The organism is Bradyrhizobium sp. 199 (assembly GCF_023073355.1).
Lineage (GTDB): Bacteria > Pseudomonadota > Alphaproteobacteria > Rhizobiales > Xanthobacteraceae > Bradyrhizobium.
Genome location: NZ_JADPJI010000005.1, coordinates 737,407 through 756,704 on the forward strand (window position 1 = coordinate 737,407; position 19,298 = coordinate 756,704).

The following is a 19,298-nucleotide window of genomic DNA, read 5'->3' on the forward strand; positions in this document are numbered from 1 at the left end:
GCTGGGCAAAGCGCCCGGTCGAGGCCCTGCGGCAACGGATATTTGCTGGTCGACCCCGACCGGCGGAGGATTATGACGAGTCGCAGTCAGAGATGTCGGCTTTCCTGCGGTCGTGCCGCCGGATTTTCTGGGCTCTCGCCGCCTTCAGTGGGATGAGCAATCTCCTTATGCTCACCGGCTCGTTTTTCATGCTGCAAGTCTATGATCGGGTGCTGCCCGGGCGCAGCATACCGACGCTGGTCGCCTTGATGGTTCTGGCCACGGTTCTCTACCTGTTCCAGGGTGGACTCGACCTCGTCAGGAGCAGGATCAGCTCCCGGGTTGGCCGGTATTTCGATGAAAAGCTCAGCATTCGCATATTCGACTCGCTTGTCCGCCTGCCTTTGAAGACCAGAGCGGATGGCGATGGCTTGCAGCCGGTGCGGGATCTCGATCAGGTCCGCAGCTTCCTGTCGAGCGGGGGGCCGACGGCGCTCTTCGATCTTCCCTGGATGCCGATCTATCTCGGCATCTGCTTCCTCTTTCATTTCTGGATTGGCGTGACTGCGTTGGCCGGCGCGCTGGTCCTGGTCGGCATTACGATACTTACGGAAACACGTACGCGAGGGCCGGCAAAGGCATCCTCGCGTCTCGCCGTCTCGCGGACCGCACTGGCGCTCGAAGGGCGGCGAAATGCCGAGGTCCTGCAGGCCATGGGCATGCGGCAACAGGCGGGCTTACGTTGGCGGGATGTCAACGCGAAGTACCTCGCGGCTCATGAGCAGGCAAGCGATGTCGCAAGCGGACTCGGTGGTGCCTCCAAGCTCTTCCGGGCGATCTTGCAATCGCTGGTTCTTGCCGTGGGCGCCGTCCTCGTTATCAATCAGGAATCCACGGCCGGCATTATCATTGCCGGATCGATCCTCACCGCGCGGGCACTGGCGCCCGTCGAAATGGCCATCGCGAACTGGAAAGGATTCGTCGCCGCGCGGCAATCGGGGCAAAGGCTTGATCGCTTGCTGAAGCTTCTGCCTCGCGAGGAGGAGCGGTTGGCATTGCCTGCGCCCGTTGAAACCCTCACTGCCGAGCACCTCTATATTGGCGCCCCGAACTCGGAGAGGCCCACGGTGAGTGAAGTGTCGTTCCAGCTGCGGAGCGGGCAAGCCGTTGGAATCATCGGTCCGAGCGGGTCCGGCAAATCGACGTTGGCACGCGCGCTGGTGGGAGTGTGGCCGTGCATTCGAGGCAGGATCCGGCTCGACAACGCTTCGCTCGATCACTGGTCTTCGGACGCCCTCGGCAAGCACATCGGTTATCTGCCTCAGGACGTCGAATTGTTCGACGGCAGCATTGCAATGAACATTGCACGGTTCGATCCGAAGGCAACGGCCGCCGCAGTTCTGGAAGCTTCGCATGCCGCGGGTGCGCACGATCTCATCCTCTCGCTTCCAGACGGCTACGGCACGAAGATCGGCGAAGGAGGGTTAGCGCTGTCGGCAGGGCAGCGGCAGCGTATCGGGCTCGCGCGCGCCTTTTACGGCAAGCCGTTCCTGGTCGTACTTGATGAACCCTCTTCCAATCTCGATGCCGAGGGCGAGGACGCCTTGACCGAGGCGATCTTGAACGTGCGCCGTCGAGGCGGAATTGTCGCCGTTGTTGCGCATCGTCCGAAGGCGTTGGAAGGTGTGGACCATGTCTTGTGCCTCGGGGGAGGCAAGGTGCAGTCCTTCGGCAAGAGAGAGGAGGTCCTGAAGAGAGTGTTGCGAAATCCCACACCGCTCAAGGTCGTCGCGGAAGCTCAAGGAGGTGGCCGATGAATGGCCAGGTGACACCGGCGATGCAATCCATCCAGCGTTACATGATCGTGGGTATGATCATGTTTGGTTTGGTAACCTTTGGGGTCGGCGGCTGGGCGACAACGACCCAACTGTCGGGCGCGGTGATCGCCCAAGGCGTGGTCGTGGTGGATTCGAGCGTCAAGAAAGTTCAGCACTCCACTGGCGGGATCGTGGGAGAGTTGCGCGTGCGGGAGGGCGCGCGGGTCAATGCAGGGGATATTTTGATCCGCCTCGACGAGACTCAGACGCTCGCGAATGCGACCATCGTCACCAACAGCCTCGATGAGCTGTTCGCGCGCCAGGCTCGCCTGGAGGCCGAGCGCGATGGCGCCGAGCATGCTGTCTTTCCAAAGATGCTGCTCGACCGGGCCAAGGAGAGCAACTCCGAGGCGAGCCGTGCTATCACTGCGGAGCGAAAGCTGTTTGAGCTGCGTCGTCAGGCGCGGGGCGGCCAAAAAGCGCAGTTGCAGGAGAAAAGCGCGCAGCTGGAAAACGAGATCAAAGGCCTTACGGGGCAGACAGAGGCCAAGCAGAAGGAAGTCGAATTTATTCGGCAGGAGCTGGAGGGCGTGCGCAGTCTCTGGCAAAAAAATCTGGTGCCGATCACGCGGCTCAATTCTCTCGAGCGTGATTCCGTCCGCCTCGAAGGCGAGCGCAGCCAGCTGGCAGGAATGATTGCTCAATCGAAAGGCAAGATCGCCGAAATCGGACTCCAGACCATTCAGATCGACCAGGACCTGCGGACGGAAGTTGGAAAGGATCTGATCGAAACGCGATCGAAGCTCTCCGAGCTGAGCGAGCGCAAGACTGCGGCGGTCGATCAATTGAACCGGGTCGATATCAGGGCACCGCAAACCGGCCGCGTCCACGAGCTGAGCGTGCACACGGTTGGAGGTGTGATCTCTCCCGGCGAGCAGATCATGTTGATCGTGCCCGATGCGGACTCGCTTGCGGTTGAGGTCAGGATCGCACCGCGCGATATCGACCAGGTCTATATGGGGCAGACCGCGACAATGCGCTTCGCGGCGTTCAACCAGAAGACCACGCCCGAAATCGACGGAGAGGTCAGCATGGTCTCGGCAGACATTACACAGGATCAGCGTGCCGGCACCAGTTACTACACGGGCCGTGTCCTGCTTAAGCCGGAAGAGCTGGCGAAACTTGGGTCGGCCAAGTTGTTGCCCGGCATGCCGGTCGAGGTCTTCATCAAGACGGCAGGTCGGACCGCGCTATCCTACCTGCTCAAGCCGCTGCACGATCAGGCGGAGCGCGCATTCAAGGAGCGCTGATTCTTCGCGGGAAGATAGCAGCGCTCGACTGCGCGAATTCGCGGCTGGCGCCTATCCGTGGGTACCAGCGTTGCGATTAGCCTCTGAAGGCAGGGCTGGACGGCCGGATGCATCCGCAGTAGGCGTGGCTGGTTGACCAGAGCGCGTCACAAGCCAGGACGGAGTCTGCGGTCTGATTTGAAAGCTCGACCGCGGCGTTCTGGTGATGTAGGGCCGTCGCAAGAGATTTGGTGGGGCGAGCGCGGCGAGATCGATCCACTTCCTGAGCAACCGCATAGATCCCGCGGCTTTCGACGGATCGGCCGTAGTGGATGCCTGTTGTCCGTGGCGAGACTATCGATCGCTCGAACGACCGTCCGCTTAGCACATCCATTCGCTTAGCGTACAGGGTCATTGCCGCGTCGAAGACGAGTATCGTGGCTTCAGCCCCAGAACGACGAGTAGCTCATCCGGCATATGAAATTGTCCTGCCCGAAGAAGTATTGTTTGAAGATCCGGTCTCGGCGAATAATCAAATCGATTGTTGAAATTATATGTGGCGCTGAGATGTTGCATGGCGCTCGATGCTCGAAGCATGTCCCGGTCCGTCCTTGACGGTCCCTTCCATCGGGGACGCCCGAGCCGATCAGAACTTCTCAACCCCTTTCATTCTTCCCTCCAGCAGGGCCCCGCGGGCAATCCCGGCTGTCTACGTGCGACATCAGCGCCGATTTAAATGAGAGAGTAATATTGCTAGTTAATTTAATTATCATTAAATAGTATAATCTAAACGATTGGTCGCTCCCAAGACCGGGGCGGCCCCGCTGACCGGTGAATCCAGACCTTAGTTGGCGATCTCAGGGGATCGGCAGATGCAACAAACCCCGGGACTGGTCGTCGCGACAGTTGTAGCTGTCATGATCGGAGGCGCTCAGTGGGCGCGTGCTGCATTGTTGACAGTGCCAAGGGTTCCGCAAGCGGCTCTTGCGCATGTCGAGCTGGGACGCCCGACGCTTCCGCCTTTCAGTTATTCGGTGTTTTGCTTGCGTTATGAGGCCGAATGTCGCCCGCGGCGCTTCTTCCGCGGCGGGCCAATCCGGTTGACGAAGGGGCGATGGGCACAGTTGAAAGCAGTCAATAGCGCCGTGAACCGCGCCATTGCTCCGCAGCCCAATGAACTCGGCCTTGCAGGTGAGGAGTGGATCGTTAACCCCCATCGCGGTGATTGCAATGACTACGCAGTGAGCAAGCGTCATGAACTGCTGCAGCGCGGCTGGCCCGCGCGGGTCCTGCTATTGAGCGAGGTGGTCACCAGTTCTGGAGACCATCACCTTGTGCTGGTGGTGCGCGCCAGGACTGGCGATCTGGTCCTCGACAATCTGACGCCCCAGATCAAATCCTGGTCGCAGGTGCTATATCGCTGGGTCCGCATGCAACGGCCGAGCGACAGCCGGCTGTGGGCGACGATCGGCCGTCCAGGAGCATGACTCCTACCGCGCGGCCGGGATCGCGCTGGGCTAGCGCCGGCGGGACGCTTGAGCCGAAGCATGCAAGTGCACGCATCCGCAGGTTTTCGGGAGCCGAAGTGCCCTCGGCTCTGTCGTGGACCTAAACAAGTCTCACAAGCGGCGCATTCTCCAGGGCGGCGGCCGTCACGACGCCGCGAGGCCCAGCGTGTTCCCGGCGGCGGCCGAGGGGTCCACCCAACGTCGGATCGTGCCGTCATATATATCGGCGCCGTAGAGCCAACCATCGGGCCCCTTTTGCAGGTCCGCAATGCCTTGTACATTGTCCACCAACTGGACGCTTGCGACCTGCCGGCTTGCATTCAACGTCGCGGCGTAGATTGTTCCATTGTAGACGTCGTCGAAGAATATGGTGTTCTGATTGTAGAAATCTCCCGCGGTGATCACATGGGCGTTGTCGGGCGCACCGTGGCTTAGGGGTAAGATCGGAAACACGGCAGCCGGGTCCGACAAATTGTTGCGGTTGCCATTGTTGTAGAAGGTGATCGCCTGGGAGAGATTCTGGTAGCTGGCGGTTTTGTTCGGACCTTCAAAGTAGGGCCATCCAAAATTCGAGCCGGCTGGCCCCGTATCGATCTCTTCCCAGTTATTCCAGCCCACGTCTCCAAGCACAGGCAGATTCGTCACGGGATCGAAGCTGAAGCGATACGCGTTGCGGACGCCGTAGTAGAACACTTTCGACTGATTGCTGTTTGGATCGCCAGCCTGATAATACGGATTTCCGGGCGCTCCCTCGCCCGTAACAGGATCGATCCGCAGGAGCTTGCCCGAGAGATTGTGGATGTCTTGGACCCGCACTGCGCGAGGATCGACGAAGTTGTACGATGTGCCATCTCCGACCGTCAGGTACAGGTAGCCGTCGGGGCCGAAATGAACCGCCCCTATCGAGTGCGAATCGCTGTCGGTTGCAAGATAGTCCCGGATGTTCTGGTTCTGGATGCCGGCCCTGTCCGGATCGTTGTCCTGCGATCCTACCTCGATCTGACTCGCGGGAGCCGTGATCGTGGTGCCGTTGACGATCCCGGAAGGAACGATGCTGAGATCACCGCCGCTGTTCGCGTCGGGGCGGCTGATATAGGCCCAGATGCTGTTCTTGCCGACCAGCACCACTTCGCTGGACGGATCGGCAATCATTGTGTTGGGGTCGACAGTGACTCTCACCAGACGACAAGGTCGGTTGCCGCCCTGATCGGCGGCCGCGAGACCGCTCTGGCCCGCCGTCTCAGGCGGATCGTAAGTGTAGAGCAAGTAGACATAGTGGTCGCTTGCGAAGTTCGGGTTAACCGCGATCCCCAGCAGCCCGCGATCACCGAAATCATTTACCTCGCCCGAAAGGTCGACGAGCGGAGTGGATCTCAATGTGCCGTTGTCCACCACGCGGACCACGCCGTCCTTCTGCGCGACCAACATGTAGCGGCCGTCGGGAGTCCAGTCCATCGCCGCCGGTTGGTTCAGCCCCGTCACGGCCGTCTCGCCCACCAGATTGCCGAGAGCGGGGTTGTCATTATCCAGGATCTTCACTGTCGTTGCCGCCTGAGAGCCGAGAGTGGCACCCGTCGGGTTGCTCAAGGTGACCGTGAAAGTCTCGTCGTTCTCAGGCGTCGTATCATTGATGATCGGCACCGAGATGGTTTGGCTCACCTGACCAGCAGCAAATGTCACCGTGCCGGACGAGGTGGTGTAATCGGATCCTGCGAGTGCGCTGCCGCTGCTCGTCGTGAAACCGACCGTGGCTGCTTGATTGACGCTCCCGCTGCGCAGCAGCGTGATCGTCGCCGTCGGGCTATTCTCGGAAACACTCACCACAACGTCAGCCATTGCGATCTTGGCGGGTGCGTCATCGTCGATGATGGTTACGAGCACAGTGCGTGGGGCTCCGAGGGATCCGGAGCCGGGATTTTGAAGCCCGACGGCGAACGTTTCGTTGCCCTCGGTAAGCTGATCGTTGACGATGGGGATGGTGAAGCTCTTGGTGCTTTCCCCCGGTCCGAAGATGATCTGGCCGGTGTTCGTCCGACCATTGAAGGTGGGCTGGATGAAGTCCGATCCAGCCGTCGCAGTCTCGGCGGTGCCGATTTCATTCGTCGTGTATTCAACAGTGTTTTGAGACTGGAGGTCCCCGGAGCGTGTGACGGTGACGGTGGCCGTGCCGGCCGCTTCACTGACGTAGATCGTAGAAGTGTTAAGGAGCGCGATGACGTTGGATGGGGCGAACACGACGTCGCGGAAATAGTTTGTATTCTGGTAGACGGCGGCTGGGAAGACGCCCGCGCTGTAGTCGAAGACGCCGGCGCCGGCCGGTGCGTTCAGGCCGCCGTTGCTGATGCCGGAGGCGAAGCCCTGCGGGGTGGAGACGTAGTAGCTGTTGATATTGACCGAGACCACGTAGGTCGTACCGGCCGCGATGGTGAGCGGCGTGGCGAGCGCCTGCTGCTGCCAGCCCGATGCGCCTTCGCTGGTGAACGTGACAGTCGCCAGCTCCTGGCCCGTTGCCGACCAGATGTGGCCGACATGAGTGCCGGCCTCGTTCGAGGCCTTGTAGTACCGGATCGCCTGAATTACGCCGGACGTGTCGCTGGTGAAGCGCATCCCCAGCTCGTAATCCGCCCCTGTCCCGTCGGTGGCATTGGTGATGGACGGTGTCTGGGTGGTGAGCAGAGTGGTGGTGGTACTCGCAGCTGCAACCGTCGCCGTGGCCGCGCTGGTTGCGTTCTCGCTGGTGCCGAGCAGGTCGGTGTAGGTGGCATTCACCCGGATCCGCTTGCCGACCAGGCTGCTGTCGAGGGTGAGACTCGAGGTCGTGGCGGTGAGATTCGTCCAGGTGGTGCCGTCGGCGCTACTCTGCCAGCGATAGGCGATGCTCGCCGGGACGCCGTCGGGATCCGTAACGCTGGCCGTCAGCGTCTGGTTCTGGGTCGCCGTGCCGTTGATCGTGACGACGCCGACGTCGTTGACGTTGGCCACCTTCGTTGCGGTCGCGGAGCTCGCCGGGGTCTCGCTGCTGCCCAGCAGGTCCGTGTAGAAGGCGGTAACGCGTATGAAGCTGCCGACCTGGGCCTGCCCGAGGGTCAGCGTGCTCGCCGTCGCGCCAGTGATGTTGCTCCATGTGGTGCCGTTTGTGCTTTGCTGCCATTGATAGGTGACGGCGCTCGGCACTCCATCCGCATCGCTCACCGCGGCGGTCAAAATCTGTTTCTGTGTCGGGGTCCCGCTGATGCTTACCGTGCCGGGGTGATTGTTGGGTTTGGACGATCCCGCAGCGAACACGACGTCGCGGAAATAGTTTGTATTCTGGTAGACGGCGGCTGGGAAGACGCCCGCGCTGTAGTCGAAGACGCCGGCGCCGGCCGGTGCGTTCAGGCCGCCGTTGCTGATGCCGGAGGCGAAGCCCTGCGGGGTGGAGACGTAGTAGCTGTTGATATTGACCGAGACCACGTAGGTCGTACCGGCCGCGATGGTGAGCGGCGTGGCGAGCGCCTGCTGCTGCCAGCCCGATGCGCCTTCGCTGGTGAACGTGACAGTCGCCAGCTCCTGGCCCGTTGCCGACCAGATGTGGCCGACATGAGTGCCGGCCTCGTTCGAGGCCTTGTAGTACCGGATCGCCTGAATTACGCCGGACGTGTCGCTGGTGAAGCGCATCCCCAGCTCGTAATCCGCCCCTGTCCCGTCGGTGGCATTGGTGATGGACGGTGTCTGGGTGGTGAGCAGAGTGGTGGTGACAGCCACGTTGTACTCCCCGGGCTAGTCCAAGTAACTGGCTAGTACCTAAAGTTGCCCTGCCGACCTGCGTGGCGCGGAGCGACAGCGCGGTTGAATTATTCGAATTAATAACTTTAAATAACATAAAAGATAATTAAATAGTAATTGTTTTTAGCTACTGGGAAAAGTAACGCTAGTCAATTTCTCTTGAAGTTGAAGGAAGCGAGGCGCGTCACGGACCTCGTGCACCAGCTCCGCGTCCCGCGATCCCGGGCAGAAGAGGCGCACAAGTTGGACGAAGCGGCTGCGCACTTCGTTACCAGCCCCGAACACGCTCGCGATGCGCAGCTCTTATGGTTCCATCCGTTTCGCGATCAGGTCGGCGAACTCACCCAAGTTCCGAGCCGTCTCGACTTCGCCAACGCGGAATCGCACGCGAAACTTCTGCTCGACGGCGATGACGAGCGAGATCTGCATGAGCGAGTCCCACTCCTCGACGTCGGCCGCCGACAACTCAGGCTTGGCCGCGACACTCTCAAGGAAGATGCCGTCGAATACCTCCTGCAACTTCGCGAGTACTTCAGCTTGCTTCATAAGCCCTCCGGGTTACGCGGATCTTTGTCGGACGCCTTTGATACTTCTCCACCTTGAGCTCGAACTCCTTTCGGGCGGCGGAGTCTTCCGTGTGCACGAAGCCAAACTCCTCGTAGATGCTGGCAACGATCCCGTTTTTGGCCGTCGGAAGATAAATGCCGCGCACTCTTGCGCAGCCGACGACCTCCGCAAGCCGAAAAATCTCATTCATGATCTCATCCTCGACCTGGCGCTTAAGGACGCGGCAGCTCATGAGCCAGGTATCCAGAACGAAGACTCCGCCCTCGATCTTTGCAATGACCACAGAGATGAGCCCGGAATCACCGAACCGATCCTCCAGCCGCATCGTGAAGCATCGGTAGTCCGGCCTTCTTAAGAGTCCCTGGATCTCGGTTTCGGATCGACGCAAGGTCGTCAGGTTGAACTGGTTACTGCGCGCGATCAGCTGGGCAATGCGGGGTAGGTCGAGCGAGTCGAACTCCTTGATCGTTCCTCTCATCTCCAGCGAGGCGAGATAGGCTGGCATGTCGGTCACGCTCGCCGCGAGCTCCGTACGTCGCCGTTCCTGCCTATACTGCGTCGTCCGCTCAAGATCCTCCTCTGTGACGTTCCGTGGCTCGAAATGGCGCCCGGCCTGGAGGCGGCCGATGAATTCGGCGGGATCTGCCCCGAGGAACACGCCGTCGACCTGGGGCTGAAACTGGCGCACGATCTCGATCTCCGCCGGGTTGTCGTCGGCGAAGACGAAGCTGTCCAGGCCAACGCGGAGTTCATCCGCGATACGCTGCAGGTTGTCGGACTTCGGATCCCAATTGGCTTTGAAGGCTGCGAAGTGCTCCAGCCGGAGAACCATCTCGGGATGCTTCTCGAAGACCTCGATCGCGCGCGCATGGTCGTTCTTGCTGCATACCGCGAGCAGGACGCCGCGTTCGGAAAGCGCAAGGAGGTACTTCTGGAAAGCCTTGAAAGCTTCGCCGCGGGAAGACGAGTCGCCAAGTTCGATTCCCTCGATACCGTCCTCCGCGATCACGCCGCCCCACAGCGTGTGATCCAGATCGACGGCCAGCACCTTTTTGGGACCTTGCTTACGGGAGGCGATCAAATGGCTTAGCTCTTGCGCGACGTCCACTAGAAAATCAGGTGAACCGGGCTGCTTCGATTCGTACCACCCTCGCGCATCCTCCGCGGCCGTGATTCCTCGGCGTGCCGAGAGGAACTCGACGTCGCAGATTTGCACCCCCGCCGGAGCCCGGAGCCCGAGCTCAAGGTTTACCGCCTTGCGGAAACTCCAATCGGCGCCAAGTGTGCGTGAACGAAACGAGCCGAGATCGAGGTCGCCGGGCAGCGCAAGATTGGCGAGAATTACCGCCGCACCTGAGCGTTCGATGAGAGTCTGCGCCAGGGTGAGGAGGTGCTCCGCGGCGCCAACTGCAGCTTCGCGCTGATGTTCCACGGCACCGAGGAGCGAACCGGAAAACCGGTAGCGCCTCGCGTTCGGCAGAATGAAGGCGAGATCCGGCTTGAAAGCGTACAGTGGGCTCGAACCGTCGAGGATTTCCGAGACGAAATTATCGTAGTCGCCGAGGAAGCGTTCGCACTCAACTCCACGAATGGCCAGGAGGTGTTCAACCAATTCGTGCAATGGGTACAGGTTGTAGCCGCCGATCAAGGCGAGGCGGAGTCTTGGCTGGACACTTTCGGTCGTATGTAGCTTCGCCTTCTTTCGAAGTGTCGACAGATGGAATATTTCGGAAAAACTCGCAGCCTGCCGCGAGCGGGCAGCAAGATGTCCCCAGAACGCGGCATCGCCGGATTGCGCTAAGGACTTGAGTTCGGCATCATTTACGTGCCGGTTCGGCAAGACGGGTGCAGCAGCGAGAATAGCGGGCCTCCACCAAGGAAAGCAGGCATCATTTAATTGTCACGCACTTTAAATCAGGCTAAGATTCGAGTCAATTAAATATATATAAATGCCGCTAATTAAGGTCTAATGAATAGATGACGATGCATATGGGATTGGAGCCGCTTGGCTTGGCCACGCTTTCCACCAAGGCTGAGAATCTCAAACGGCTTCCCGAGGGAAATAACCTAGCTCTGCGAGAGATCCGGCTGGACGACTCCGCGCAAATCGTCGCCTGGCGAAACGATCCCGTTCTCGGCAAGTTCATGACCCGCGAAAAGCTGACGTTGACCCAGCAGGAAGAATTTTTCCGAAACTACCAGGCTCGGGTGGACGACTACTATTTCATTGCCGAGTTCAAGCGCTCGAAAAAGCCGGCTGGCAGCATCGCCATTGCGAACGTGGATTTCGCGGCGAAACGCGGCGAGGTGGCGCGGTTGATCGTCGATCCTGGTGCGCGCCTCTTTGTGGCCGAGGTCTTCGATCTGCTTTTCACGTTTGCGTTCGCTGAGCTAGGGCTTTCGGCCGTCGTGGCCAACGTGCAAAGCAAGAACGTGCTCTCGAAGAACTTGCATATTCGCCTTGGTTTCCAAATCGACAAGATTGCGCCCAAAGCTTGGTGGAACGGCGACGACGTAATCACGTTTCGGATGTCGCGCGAAGATTATCCGCGGTTGAAACAGGCTTGGTCGGCGCTGCTCCTCGATGCGCGAGAGGAGTAACTGCCCTACCAGCTAGGCGAGCACAGCCGGCGCAGCGCATCCCGCCTCTGGACGCGACGAATTTCACGCTGGAATTAGATGTTGCCTGTCCTCTGGAGCCGCCCACGGCCGCACGTGGATCACGGACACTTTGCCTCTTCCCGCCTGCGTGGCGCCCGACAGAAATTCGTATTGTTGACTGCTACGCCTGCGGTCGCGTTTGACATGCGCAGTAGTGTTTCTCGCCTCGGCGACGCTCACGCTCATGGGAGCTTTATTGAGGCGAGGACCGGGTGTGAACCGAGGAAAGCTCGATCGGGGGCTGAGTAACGATTTGCGCGTATCCGTCAGTCGAAACAGGTCTACTTCGCCGAACGCATTCGGCAGCGCGCAGGCCGCCTGCCTGCAGTCGCACGATCGGTTCAGCGCCAATCTCCGACAGGAGAATGCCCATGTGCCCCAATGCGGGAGGCGCTGTTGGCCAAACGGCCAATCCATTCGCTGACAATACGGTTCGATCCATATCGCCCCAAAACTGCACGATAACCCCACCGGCGGGCGCGCAAGCAGCGAGGTGCGTTGCTTCCGGCGAACCGATACGAGGCTGAGCCGCCGGTCGCAGCGCGACGATGATTGCGTCCCACTCGTCGCGATACACAGCTTGGACGCTGTCAAAAATTTCCACGCTCGCTCCAGAGTTCGCGAGACCGGTGCGGAGCGAGCCAACAAAGTCATTGTCACACAGCACACCAATGCGATTCTTGTAAACGGGTAAACCGCAATCGTGAAGTTGCTTCACGCACAGTGGACCGAGAAACGAGAAGACATCGACTGCCGGGTGGCGTTCGTTCACGCCAACAATCGGAATTCCGCGCCGTAAGCATGCTTCCATGTCGAGGTCGTTGGGGCGAAATTCCCAAGCCTCGAACATCAAGGCGATAACGGCCTCCTTTGGTAACTTATCAATTAGCGCAGCGGTAAGAGGCCGAAGATGGCCGCTGTTGGTTACAATATCCGTTTGATTGAGAATATCCGGGGTGATCTGCTCCAAGACGTCGATGCGATCGGCCACACCGACCGAATCTGCAAGCTCCAGAGTCTGTTGCCTGGCATCGCCTGGTGTGCCGTGCCGCGTAGGTTTCGTGAAGGCATAGACGTGCCTGGCTCCGGCCATCGCTGCCAGCACGGCCGTCACGGCATACGCGCCGGTCGCAGCCTCAGTGAGAACCGTTAATTCTGACAGGTCCAAGAGCGTTTCCGTGAGCGCTCGGCTCATCAAGGTTCCCAGACGCGGCAGTGAGAATCCCGGACGCAAAGCCCTGTCGAAGCCAGACCGCAATTGCCTCAGTGCTGCTCCGGTCTCGGTTCCGGTCATGAACTGACTTTCGTTTTTACCACTTGGCAAGAGCGATGCTTTGTGCGCCGCACATGTGGTCGAGCTGCCCTGAGCTCGTTGTGCGCCGAAGAGATTTTATATGTGAAAGTTGCTTCCGAGTTAATTAATGTATTTAGAATTATAATGGTTCCGGTTTAATGTCAATGGCGGACCATGACTGCGTTGTGCCCAAACACGGCGCGGTAGTGCAACCTCAATGCTCGTAATGGACCGTGCGACTGGAGTATTGTTCAATGGTCGCCGTTGAGGGCTATGCTGTAACGGCGGGTCGGCATGTTAAATTGTGAATTAACAAATTTAACTTGCAGTATGTCCATTCCGCCCTATTTTCACCTCGACGACGATTGGAGGGTTGACCCACCTCGATGCCGACGGCGAAGACCGTCGTGAGTTCTTGAAGAGCTGCGGAAAATTTGCTGCCGTTACCCCTCCAGCCATGACGCTGTTGCTGTCGACCTCTCTGACTTCAGCCGCCATAACCGGTTCAGGCGGCCATATCGTGCGGGGCAACAATGGCTTCGGCAACAGCGGCGGTGACGGCAGTCCTAACAATAAAGAGGATCGTGATCGCTAGATTTTGCGGTCCATGGACGGCCGCGCCGTTGCGGTATGTACGGCGTCGGGGCCGCGCCGTGCTCAACCGGTGCGGCGGCGCTTTTGGCTGGATGAGCGGTTAATCAATAGATCGTTCAGCTTCTTGCCGGCGCGAAGCTGCGCCTTCAGCCAGCGGGGTTGCTTGCCGCGACCGGACCAGGTCTCGGATGGGTTTTTCGGATTCTGATACTTCGGCAGCACTGGCGGGTAGGGCCGGCGTGCACGTTCCTGGTTGGGGGCCCCGGAAGTTCCCTCTATCTTGCGAAGCCGCTCTTCGAGCTTGGCTTTTTCCGCAATCATTCTCCGACTAAGAACAGTCGTCACCTCATCGTAAAGCCGCCACAGCTCGGCTGTGGCCGCGGATGCCCACTCGTCGTTCCCCATGGAAGCCGTCCCCACTACTTCCGATTTGAAATAGAAGGGGGACTTATCAGGTCGAAGCCCGGTCGGGCAAGCCTGATCGGCCCGCGCACGGAACTCTACTGGTGCAGTGCGGCATTTCTTGGCGCTATCAGCCGGGCCTGTGCCTTCGACCGGCCGGTCGCCTCCCAGCCGGTCTCCGCCGGCGGACCCTTCGCATCGGGCCGAGCAAGCGCTGCTCGGCCATCAACACGCGACTACGTAAATTCTGCAATTCGGTGAATTGAACGATCAGAGATTCATGCGTTTGTCGCAAAACAGCCGAAGAATACATGTGACCACCTACTCATTACCAGCGATGACCCGTGACTGCAGATTGAAGTTTGCCGGGTTGCGAAAATGTCGCCCGAACTTTGCTGACCAGGTTTTCATCGGTGCTATTGCCGAAGCGTTATCGTTCGATACGTTTGATTAATGGTTGGAAAATTTCCACCTCATATTGATGTTGGATGAATAGTAATACTTTTTGAAACCTCCTCTTCGTGTTATGGGTCGAGGCTTTTCAGCTGCCTGGCTCGGTCAAGTTTGTCGAATGTTAGATTTGAATCGTGAATGTGACTATATATCGTTCGTAATAAGTGGTCGGTGATGGGCTTGATGGCGGTTAACCAATCCTGACAAGGCAGCCACATCCTGGAGCGCCAGATCCGCGGGAGAGTTTTGCAGATTATAGCCAGCTGAGAAGGCGCTGTTTTGTAGATGAATCGGCTGCTTCGGATTTTCCATGGAGGACCGCAATCCTACGGTGCTGCACGCATTCTCAAGGCGAGTTAGAGTGGTGTGGCCATCATGCGTTGCCGATGCGCGCCGTGACGAATTGACAGTGCGGCGTTTTGGCAAAACGGATTGGTTGTGCTTCCCACGCGTCTTGAGGTGAATGCAGGAATAAAAACTGCCGCGCGGGGTATCAGGAATAGGCAGGGGAAGCATGCGCCGCATCAGAGTCGTCATCGCGGATCGGCACCCGATCGTCTTGCAGGGGATCAGCAGCGTCCTTGCGGCGCAGCACGATTTTGCGATCGTGGCCGCCTGCGGGGATACTGCAAGCTGCATTGGGGCCATCCGACTTCTGGTGCCCGACGTTGCACTGGTCGATATTGCAATGCCCAGTATCAGTCGACCGGACATTCTGGCTATCGCAAACACCGCTGGCCAAGGTACCCGGGTCATTTTCTTCGCTGAAAAGGCCGGCGATCAAAGGTTGCAGATGCTGGCCGCGGGCCGCGCCTGCCTCGTCCTTACGAGGGATGCTGAGCCGGAGATGCTGGTCGCGACCCTGAGGAAGGTTGCGGAACGCCAAGGACCGGCATCGCGGTCGCCGTGCACAGGTGGTGAGGTCCCTGGGGAGTCTCACACCGGTGAGGAAAGGGCTCCGACGCAGCTGACCGACCGGGAGCGGCAGATCATGAGACTTGTATCGGAGGGGCTGTCGAACAAGGAGATTGGGCGTTTCCTGAACATTACCGATGGTACGATCAAAGTCCACCTTCACCACATCTTCCAGAAGCTCGATATTAGCAATCGAACAGTTCTCGCGACATTTGCAATTTCGCAAAACGGGAAGCATGCGGCCGCACGTGAACTCGCTCCTTCCGGCCTACTACAACAGGATTCGGCGGTTCGAAACGACGAGGACGTCAAGCGCGGCAATGTCCTTCCGGAACGAACGCGTTAGCTGGACATCGCATCATGCTGGGCGGTGAGCGGTTGCGGCGCGCAGATGCTCGGCCATGTTGCGGCAGGCTCCTTCGGCCTCAGCCAACGTTCGGAAGGGCGACCCGCTGATCTTGATCGCCCCATTGTTCTCGTAGAGTGGTCGCCAACTCGCCAGGTACCCAGAGCGTCCGTGAAAGCCTGGACCGGTAGGGCTCTCCAGGCTGATCACAAACGAGAAGCCATCGCTCCTCGCGCTCCAGATCTCCATGTTTTCGATGGGCCGGTGAAATTGCAGTGGCATGGCAATCATCCGTCGTGCGCTGCCCTTAATCAAGCTAATCAGATATATGCATATTAAATATTAGTTGACACTCCAGATTGGGGCCCCGGCGCCGGGACGAGCAAGCGCGAGGCCATGGAAATGCTGGCGATCTGCCGGCGTCGCACGCTTCGCAATCCCATTTTTAAAACAAAATTTTGGTTGAAAGGCTATTTAATATATAATACGAATGAAGCAAATTTAAATCAAGGGGAGCGCATCGTGACCCAAGGTAGCAATGAAGATGACGACCGGCGGGCGTTCCTGAAAACCTGCGGAAGATTTGCGGCCGTGACACCCCCCGTCATGACGCTGCTGCTGTCGACCTCGCTGACCTCGACAGCCATCGCACGTTCAGGCGGACAGAACGGAGCAACGCATGGCGATGACAGGGACCAGTCATTCTTCGACAACGATCGTCCGTCCTCTGCAGCGTCGGGGTCCTCTGGCAGCGGGTCACCTGGAGGCGGTGGCGGACCGGAGGGGCGCCGTGGTGGGCCATCTGCTGCTGGAGGGCCGCCATCCGGCGGTGGCGGCGGATCCGGCGGAGCGGCAGGTGGCAAAGGACCTTTCGCGACGGCAGGGAACTCCGGAAATCCGACCGCATATGGAGGGGTCGATTGTGCAGATGAAGAGGACGACGAGCGGAGGCACAAGCCCGAGTGCGAGCGAGCCGCCACTCGACTTTCGAGCGCAACCCGCTCCGAGCATTAACAACGGCTCGACCCGCTGTTATCGCAGGCTGAGCAGCCAGGCCCAATGGAGCCGTGCCGCGCGCCTGGGCACATGAGTACTTTTTTTACGCGCCGCCACATCGTTATCGGCAACGCAGCATGCCAAATTAGTCGCGTTTCCTGTGATTGCATTTTTTTGCCCACCGTCAAAGCTGGCGGAATTCTCGCGGACATATTGCTAGGAGACCTCACATGAAAATCTGCGCTCGAGTAGACAACCCCGGTGCTGTTCTTCGCCAGCGTCTCGAAGCGCTTGCCGTCCAACTCGCAGAACTTGAGAGTCTCAGGGACCGGCTGAATCGAGAAGAGAACCATCAGCGCGAGCTACGCCAGTCCGGCAGACGAGCGAGTTCAGAGTGCAACCGAGCGGTCGCTGCAAGGTCGCAGATGTAAAGCTCCTGCCTGTTCCGCCTGGTCGCAACCGATCAAATTATTCCAACGAGAGTCCGAAAGCGAACGATGGCTCGAATCCAATCGATCATAGTTAACTTCGGCATGGGGCGAGCGGTTCATCTGCAGCAGCATCCCGTTACGCCGAGAATAGGAGCGCTGGTTTTCCTGGTGCAATACGTGCCGGGAGCGGGGAGTCTTCAATTCATTTACTAGTTTCGCTTGGAAGGATGAAAGCTCGTGAATGAAAGTGAAGTCGAAACGCAGGCCGCTTCCGTGAATGAGAACGTGAACGGAGCCAAGCCAAAGTTCGTTTTGAGTTTCCAGGAACTCCTCCGTGGCTTCGCCGCACCGACCAAAAAATATCGCGAGCATGAAAGCAATTTCCGAGGAGATCAGCGATGTTCTCCGCGAAACCTGCGCTATGAACGCCAGGGGTGCTGTCGATTACGGAGCCAAGGTCGTCGAGATTTCCAAAGACAATACCAGCGCCACCCTGGAGTTTTTCCCGGCTCGTTGAGACCAGATCGCTGCTGGATATCGTGCGTCTTTCAACCGCCCGAAGCCGCGAGGCTTTCGAAGTCGTCTCCGCACAGAATCGGGAGCTTTGGGAGCTCGCGCAGAAAGTAGCGATCGAGACGACCGAGCCCGTCAAAACCAGCTTCAACCGGCTATTGCACAAGACCGCCTGAACCGAGGCTACCTGCCGCGCGCATCGGCTGGAGGGCGTCTCCGCCAGGACGGACGCTCGGTCCAGTTGATGGCGGGCCAGCGTGCCTAGAGTCCGCAACAGATTGCAGGAAATCAAGATGGGGTGTGGTGATGATCAAGTGCCCGAAAACGGGTGACGCCATTTCGACGGGTATCGAGAGCGATCGCGAAGGTTTCGCTGCAGCGCGGTATTCTTCTCGCGCATCTATTGCCCGGGTCTGTGCGGCTACTCACGAATGGCTCGCGCGAGAGGCCTGCTTCTACGAGCCTGCCCTGGATAGTCGGTTGCCCGGCAGCTGGCAGGCGTCTTGCGAAGGCGCGGCGTGAAGAAGCCCTGCTCCGCCACGCGAGACGATCCGATCGATCCTGCGGCTCATCACCTTGTAGCACTCGCATGCCACGGCTTCGAGGCGCGGCCGGTCAATCTCGAGTTGACCGCGGCGGTTGGATTTCAACGCTCTTGACGCGCGCAACGCCCTCACAACATGCGTGACGGTGGTGCGCCGGACGCCCAGTAGCTCCGACATAGTCTCCTGCGTCAAAGGGAGGGGATTGTTGCCATTCGCCCGGTCGTGAATTTGAAGCAGCCAGCAGGCCATCCGGGCTTCGACGGAATGTAGTGCATTGCAAGCCGCGACGTGCTGAACCTGCGTCAGCAGCGATCTCGTGAAAATCTGCACCATGGATGCGATCGCGGGGCTGCGACCCAGAGCTGACAAAAATTGCGCCGCCGGAATCTGCAGCACGGGCCCTGGTACGCGGACCACCACCGTCACGGGTGAGTGGGATGTGCCAAGCGCCGAGGTCAGGCCGATCGCACCTTCATGACCGATCACCGCTACGGCGACAGTCTGGCCGTTCGGCAAGTCCACGATAAACGTAACCGCACCACCACAGGGGAAGAGAAGGTGGTCGATCCGATCACCCGATCGGATCGGTACGGCGTCGCGTCCGAGCATGATTTTCCTCAGGTGAGGCGCAAGCAAAGCAAAATCCGCCGGCGGCAACGCTGCTAACAATCGATTACCAACTCTGGTCGTGTGGTCCATCATGGGATTCGTCCCCCACGGATGTCCGGCGCTAGGCCTCGTGCCGGCTGGTGCCCAGCTGTTTGCACAACTCAACAGGGGGTCCAACTGGTCACGGCGGATATGGTTCCATTGTGGAGGCGTGCCGGTGCGACGGTACTGCAAAGCACAATCCGGCCGGCTAACTGGAGTTCGGCAGGCTCTCGGGCATCGCAGCTGATCCCTGCCAAGCCTATCGTTCATTCGCCTTCCGGGGAAAGGAAAACGGTCGCCGGCGTGACGCAGAGGTACGAGGTCGCCATGAAGTTCGACGGCGGCTTGGAAGTCCTTGGAGACGCTGACGAGGTGAAACAATCCGAGCAGCGGAAGGCAATCCTTGAGGCAATGTGCAGCACAATCATGGCAATGCCACCGGGTGAAATAGCGAAAGCGGTTGAAACGAAATCGGACGGCGTAAGCAGAGTTGGCGAGATCCCGAGCAATGATACGAACAGTTTCCCGCGAATGCTCCCCCTAGACCTCGCCATTTCGCTGCGACAGCAGGT

Annotated in this window: 16 protein-coding genes; 8 read left to right on the forward strand and 8 right to left on the reverse strand. The window is 59.3% G+C overall.

Translation table 11 applies throughout. The annotated features are described in order from the left end of the window. Positions 1-92: 92 nt before the first annotated feature. From IVB28_RS11845 to IVB28_RS11855, 3 genes are all read left to right on the forward strand, one after another. The gene (locus IVB28_RS11845; protein ID WP_247526374.1) at positions 93-1,796 is read left to right on the forward strand and encodes a type I secretion system permease/ATPase; all 1,704 of its coding nucleotides are present in this window, start codon (positions 93-95) and stop codon (positions 1,794-1,796) included. After that, positions 1,793-3,106 carry an HlyD family type I secretion periplasmic adaptor subunit gene (locus IVB28_RS11850; protein WP_247526375.1) on the forward strand — a complete coding sequence of 438 codons (1,314 nt, stop codon included), beginning with the start codon at positions 1,793-1,795 and terminating at the stop codon, positions 3,104-3,106. The genes IVB28_RS11845 and IVB28_RS11850 overlap by 4 nt, the downstream gene beginning before the upstream one ends. Positions 3,107-3,957: 851 nt before the next feature. Next, on the forward strand, positions 3,958-4,572 hold the full coding sequence (locus tag IVB28_RS11855; RefSeq protein WP_247526376.1) for a transglutaminase-like cysteine peptidase: 615 nt from the start codon (positions 3,958-3,960) through the stop codon (positions 4,570-4,572). Between the two features lie 165 nt (positions 4,573-4,737). On the opposite strand, the gene IVB28_RS11860 is transcribed toward IVB28_RS11855, so the two are convergent. The 3 genes from IVB28_RS11860 to IVB28_RS11870 form a co-directional block, all read right to left on the reverse strand. Continuing rightward, the gene (locus tag IVB28_RS11860) at positions 4,738-8,337 is read right to left on the reverse strand and encodes a DUF4082 domain-containing protein (RefSeq protein ID WP_247526377.1); all 3,600 of its coding nucleotides are present in this window, start codon (positions 8,335-8,337) and stop codon (positions 4,738-4,740) included. Positions 8,338-8,661: 324 nt separating this feature from the next. After that, complete coding sequence (locus IVB28_RS11865) at positions 8,662-8,904, reverse strand: acyl carrier protein (protein ID WP_247526378.1); 243 nt, start codon at positions 8,902-8,904, stop codon at positions 8,662-8,664. After that, positions 8,891-10,765, reverse strand: a complete 1,875-nt coding sequence (locus tag IVB28_RS11870) for an HAD-IIIC family phosphatase (RefSeq protein ID WP_247526379.1) — start codon at positions 10,763-10,765, stop codon at positions 8,891-8,893. Before IVB28_RS11870 ends, IVB28_RS11865 begins: the two co-directional genes overlap by 14 nt. A 170-nt stretch (positions 10,766-10,935) precedes the next feature. Between IVB28_RS11870 and IVB28_RS11875 the strand changes: the two genes are divergently transcribed. Next, positions 10,936-11,526, forward strand: a complete 591-nt coding sequence (locus tag IVB28_RS11875) for a GNAT family protein (protein ID WP_247526380.1) — start codon at positions 10,936-10,938, stop codon at positions 11,524-11,526. A gap of 253 nt (positions 11,527-11,779) precedes the next feature. Here IVB28_RS11875 and IVB28_RS11880 read toward each other — a convergent pair whose 3' ends face one another. Beyond that, positions 11,780-12,754: a hypothetical protein gene (locus IVB28_RS11880; protein WP_247526381.1), complete on the reverse strand. Its 975-nt coding sequence runs from the start codon at positions 12,752-12,754 to the stop codon at positions 11,780-11,782. 490 nt (positions 12,755-13,244) lie between these two features. Between IVB28_RS11880 and IVB28_RS11885 the strand changes: the two genes are divergently transcribed. Further along, positions 13,245-13,475 carry a hypothetical protein gene (locus IVB28_RS11885; RefSeq protein WP_346730745.1) on the forward strand — a complete coding sequence of 77 codons (231 nt, stop codon included), beginning with the start codon at positions 13,245-13,247 and terminating at the stop codon, positions 13,473-13,475. 62 nt (positions 13,476-13,537) lie between these two features. Here IVB28_RS11885 and IVB28_RS11890 read toward each other — a convergent pair whose 3' ends face one another. Further along, positions 13,538-13,879: an H-NS histone family protein gene (locus tag IVB28_RS11890; RefSeq protein WP_247526383.1), complete on the reverse strand. Its 342-nt coding sequence runs from the start codon at positions 13,877-13,879 to the stop codon at positions 13,538-13,540. Between the two features lie 964 nt (positions 13,880-14,843). On the opposite strand from IVB28_RS11890, the gene IVB28_RS11895 reads away from it, so the two are divergent. Further along, positions 14,844-15,590 (forward strand): response regulator transcription factor, encoded by a 747-nt coding sequence (locus IVB28_RS11895; protein WP_247526384.1) that lies wholly within the window; start codon positions 14,844-14,846, stop codon positions 15,588-15,590. Positions 15,591-15,602: 12 nt separating this feature from the next. Here IVB28_RS11895 and IVB28_RS11900 read toward each other — a convergent pair whose 3' ends face one another. Both IVB28_RS11900 and IVB28_RS11905 read right to left on the reverse strand, forming a co-directional pair. Beyond that, positions 15,603-15,872 (reverse strand): hypothetical protein, encoded by a 270-nt coding sequence (locus IVB28_RS11900; RefSeq protein WP_247526385.1) that lies wholly within the window; start codon positions 15,870-15,872, stop codon positions 15,603-15,605. 1,103 nt (positions 15,873-16,975) lie between these two features. Further along, positions 16,976-17,389: a hypothetical protein gene (locus IVB28_RS11905; RefSeq protein WP_247526386.1), complete on the reverse strand. Its 414-nt coding sequence runs from the start codon at positions 17,387-17,389 to the stop codon at positions 16,976-16,978. Between IVB28_RS11905 and IVB28_RS11910 the strand changes: the two genes are divergently transcribed. Beyond that, a complete protein-coding gene (locus IVB28_RS11910) occupies positions 17,388-17,534 on the forward strand; it encodes a hypothetical protein (RefSeq protein ID WP_247526387.1) in 147 nt (48 codons plus the stop codon). The two genes, IVB28_RS11905 and IVB28_RS11910, sit on opposite strands and share 2 nt — an antisense overlap. A 22-nt stretch (positions 17,535-17,556) precedes the next feature. After that, positions 17,557-17,706 (forward strand): hypothetical protein, encoded by a 150-nt coding sequence (locus IVB28_RS11915; protein WP_247526388.1) that lies wholly within the window; start codon positions 17,557-17,559, stop codon positions 17,704-17,706. A 279-nt stretch (positions 17,707-17,985) separates the two neighbouring features. Here IVB28_RS11915 and IVB28_RS11920 read toward each other — a convergent pair whose 3' ends face one another. After that, positions 17,986-18,777, reverse strand: a complete 792-nt coding sequence (locus IVB28_RS11920; protein WP_247526389.1) for a Crp/Fnr family transcriptional regulator — start codon at positions 18,775-18,777, stop codon at positions 17,986-17,988. Positions 18,778-19,298: the final 521 nt, after the last annotated feature.

What these genes read in the sequence shown, in the direction of transcription:
- IVB28_RS11845 (WP_247526374.1), top strand. Translation starts at nt 93, where the DNA reads ATGTCGGCTTTCCTGCGGTCGTGCCGCCGGATTTTCTGGGCTCTCGCC.
- IVB28_RS11850 (WP_247526375.1), top strand. Translation starts at nt 1,793, where the DNA reads ATGAATGGCCAGGTGACACCGGCGATGCAATCCATCCAGCGTTACATG.
- IVB28_RS11855 (WP_247526376.1), top strand. Translation starts at nt 3,958, where the DNA reads ATGCAACAAACCCCGGGACTGGTCGTCGCGACAGTTGTAGCTGTCATG.
- IVB28_RS11865 (WP_247526378.1), bottom strand. Translation starts at nt 8,904, where the DNA reads ATGAAGCAAGCTGAAGTACTCGCGAAGTTGCAGGAGGTATTCGACGGC.
- IVB28_RS11890 (WP_247526383.1), bottom strand. Translation starts at nt 13,879, where the DNA reads ATGGGGAACGACGAGTGGGCATCCGCGGCCACAGCCGAGCTGTGGCGG.
- IVB28_RS11895 (WP_247526384.1), top strand. Translation starts at nt 14,844, where the DNA reads ATGCGCCGCATCAGAGTCGTCATCGCGGATCGGCACCCGATCGTCTTG.
- IVB28_RS11900 (WP_247526385.1), bottom strand. Translation starts at nt 15,872, where the DNA reads ATGCCACTGCAATTTCACCGGCCCATCGAAAACATGGAGATCTGGAGC.
- IVB28_RS11910 (WP_247526387.1), top strand. Translation starts at nt 17,388, where the DNA reads ATGAAAGCAATTTCCGAGGAGATCAGCGATGTTCTCCGCGAAACCTGC.
- IVB28_RS11905 (WP_247526386.1), bottom strand. Translation starts at nt 17,389, where the DNA reads ATGCTCGCGATATTTTTTGGTCGGTGCGGCGAAGCCACGGAGGAGTTC.
- IVB28_RS11920 (WP_247526389.1), bottom strand. Translation starts at nt 18,777, where the DNA reads ATGATGGACCACACGACCAGAGTTGGTAATCGATTGTTAGCAGCGTTG.